The 2514-nt window shown below is 43.4% G+C and carries 4 protein-coding genes; 1 reads left to right on the forward strand and 3 read right to left on the reverse strand.

Annotated features, from left to right (window positions below; translation table 11 throughout):
* Positions 1 to 377 precede the first annotated feature (377 nt).
* Positions 378 to 620 (forward strand): hypothetical protein, encoded by a 243-nt coding sequence (locus PHQ42_05505; GenBank protein MDD5072153.1) that lies wholly within the window; start codon positions 378 to 380, stop codon positions 618 to 620.
* 576 nt (positions 621 to 1196) lie between these two features.
* On the opposite strand, the gene PHQ42_05510 is transcribed toward PHQ42_05505, so the two are convergent.
* From PHQ42_05510 to PHQ42_05520, 3 genes are all read right to left on the reverse strand, one after another.
* On the reverse strand, positions 1197 to 1454 hold the full coding sequence (locus PHQ42_05510; GenBank protein MDD5072154.1) for a hypothetical protein: 258 nt from the start codon (positions 1452 to 1454) through the stop codon (positions 1197 to 1199).
* Between the two features lie 96 nt (positions 1455 to 1550).
* Positions 1551 to 2129, reverse strand: a complete 579-nt coding sequence (gene clpP, locus PHQ42_05515; GenBank protein MDD5072155.1) for an ATP-dependent Clp endopeptidase proteolytic subunit ClpP — start codon at positions 2127 to 2129, stop codon at positions 1551 to 1553.
* Between the two features lie 187 nt (positions 2130 to 2316).
* On the reverse strand, positions 2317 to 2514 hold a 198-nt coding region (locus PHQ42_05520), incomplete at its 5' end, for a DHHA1 domain-containing protein (GenBank protein ID MDD5072156.1).

Consider the following 2514-nt stretch of genomic DNA (forward strand, 5'->3'; position numbering starts at 1 on the left):
AGTTCATTTAAACGGTTAAACCAGCCGCCGTAAAAAAGGCTGTAATATAGGTTTACGGGTTTTCGCGGAAGTTCCTAACATAAAAACTTCCGCTCTCAATTTAGATTATTATTTTTAAATAGTAATCTGAAAGAGAGAAAAAATTTCTCTCCCCCTCTTTCCGAGCTCGTTATAAGATTAGCAAGTTCGGAAAGGGAAGTATCCCGCCCCATAACAATTTCTGACAAAATTGTACGGGGTATAAGTTTTTTAAAAAATATTCCCACTCGCTTGGGGAAATAAACATACGGCGAGAGAAGAGGGAGGAAAAGATGAACAAATTATTTGGGTATTCGGAAGTAGCGGGCGGTAACACCAGGTTAGTTGACTGCCTCGGAATGAACGTAGTCGAGGTAGCCACCTTGATGTCGGAGGCGGCGCGTGAAGAGTTTCTGGGAAGGGGGAGAAGCGAGAAAGCTCTCTTCCCCCAAAGCTGGAAATTACCTGACGAGGAAGTGCGTGTTACTCGACAGGGGAGCAACTGTTTGGTCTTTGATACGGGAGGAGACTGGACATTTACTTTATTTCTCGATTCAGGAAGCGTGGCTCCCCGGAAAAGAGGAGATGAGTTCCAGTGGTAACAAACAGGTTTGGCGAAACCTAGAAAAATCGCCCTAAGCCTTAGCACGAGGCTGATAATATCGCGTCCTCTTGGCACGGCAGGTAAAGCCAAGTTGTAACGGAAGAAACGCCCATAGAGCGCCGTAAATCCCATGCGGTGCGTGCTCATGCGTAGCGTCCCTGCAACCCTTCGGGTTTATGCTCTTTAAATAATTTTGCCGGTTTGTGGTGACGGCAAAACTTAAAAAATGTTTTTCACCACTCCCTTCCTGAAATCATAATTTTTTAAAACCTCCCCTAACCCCTCCTTGGTAAGGAGGGGGACTAAAAGGGGAATGACGGATGAGATTGCGGTTTCAGAAAGGGAAAAAATACAACCCCCCTTAATCCCCCCTTGTCAGGGGGGGAGAGAAAATTATGCCGGCAGCAGCCCGCAGGGCAGCCCGCCAGAGGCGGGCGGGGAGGAGCGGATTATTTTGAAATCTCTCTCCTCAAATAAATCAGCTCTTCGCTAAATGTCCTGCGGACTTTTGCCGGTAGACGACAAAAAACACCCCGCCCAAGGCGGGGTGTTTTTAAATGAAGAAATTATTTTTTTAAGAATTACCGGCCAGTTTTACTTTCGGCTGATTGATGCCGGTAAAATTTTCCAGGCGGCTGATGCGCTCTTCAAAGCGGTCATGCGCGGCCAAATTGGAAACGAAAGCATGCTCAATGTTATCCAGCTTAACCATAACAGCATCAACCGCGCCTAAAATGTCGCTTTTGACATTTTGCATTTCATCTTTGGTAACAAAATTTTTCAGGTCTTCCTTGGTAGCCAGTTTATTGAATTGTTCGGGAGTTAAAGGCATAAAATAATTTAGAGATTGATAATAGTATTATAGAAAACCAGAAATATAGTGTCAAGATAAAATCCCCCATAGCCCCCTTTGTTAAAAGGGGTGATGCTATTTTAATATTACCTTATCAACTAAGCCGTATTTGACCGCCTCGTCGGCCGACATGAAATGGTCGCGGTCAGTGTCTTTTTCAATCATGGAAATCGGCTGGCCGGTGTGCTTGGCTAAAGTTTTATTAAGTTTTTCCCTGACTTTTAAGATATGCTCGGAGTGGATTTTAATGTCCGAGGCCTGGCCTTCAAAGCCGCCCATGACCTGGTGGATTAGAATTTCCGAATTAGGCAGGGTAAAGCGCTTGCCTTTGGCGCCGGAAGCCAGCAGAACCGCTCCCATGCTGGCGGCCAGCCCTACGCAAATCGTAGAGACGTCGGCTTTAACATATTGCATGGTATCGTAAATCGCCATGCCGGCCGTAACCGAGCCGCCCGGAGTGTTAATGTAAAATTTAATATCCTTGTCTTTGTTTTCCGCGTCCAAAAACAAAAATTGGGCGATGATAATATTGGCCGTATGGTCGGTAATGGGTTCGCCTAAAAAAATTATCCGGTCTTTTAACAGGCGGGAATAAATATCGTAGGCGCGCTCGATTTGGCCTGATTTTTCAATGACGGTTGGGATTAATGGCATATGATTCAAAATTAATTATTAAACTAAATTATTATTAATATTAATTGTTTTGTTGTTTCAAGTCAATATTATCAAATTTTTAATTTCCAATTTTTAATTTTTAAATAATGCTTAAATTTTTAATGTTTAAAAATTAGGATATTAAAAATTATTTATAAAATTATAAAATTACAAAATTAAAAATTTTTTATACCATCTTCCATCCTTTCTCCGTCTTTTCCAAACTGCCTTCTACCGTGAAGCCGGCCGCTTTGGCGTGGCCGCCGCCGCCCAGGGCGCGAGCCAACTTGGAAATATCGACATTAGCCTTGGAGGTGCGCAAACTGCCTTTGATAATTCCTTCTGGCATCTGCCTTAAGACTAAAAGGCCGTTAACTTCGTCCAG

This window comes from Patescibacteria group bacterium, from assembly GCA_028711655.1.
GTDB lineage: Bacteria > Patescibacteriota > Patescibacteriia > Patescibacteriales > JAQTRU01 > JAQTRU01.

Bases quoted from the DNA above. Each gene is read 5' to 3' on its own strand.
- clpP (MDD5072155.1), bottom strand. From the start codon at position 2,129: ATGCCATTAATCCCAACCGTCATTGAAAAATCAGGCCAAATCGAGCGC.
- PHQ42_05505 (MDD5072153.1), top strand. From the start codon at position 378: ATGAACGTAGTCGAGGTAGCCACCTTGATGTCGGAGGCGGCGCGTGAA.
- PHQ42_05510 (MDD5072154.1), bottom strand. From the start codon at position 1,454: ATGCCTTTAACTCCCGAACAATTCAATAAACTGGCTACCAAGGAAGAC.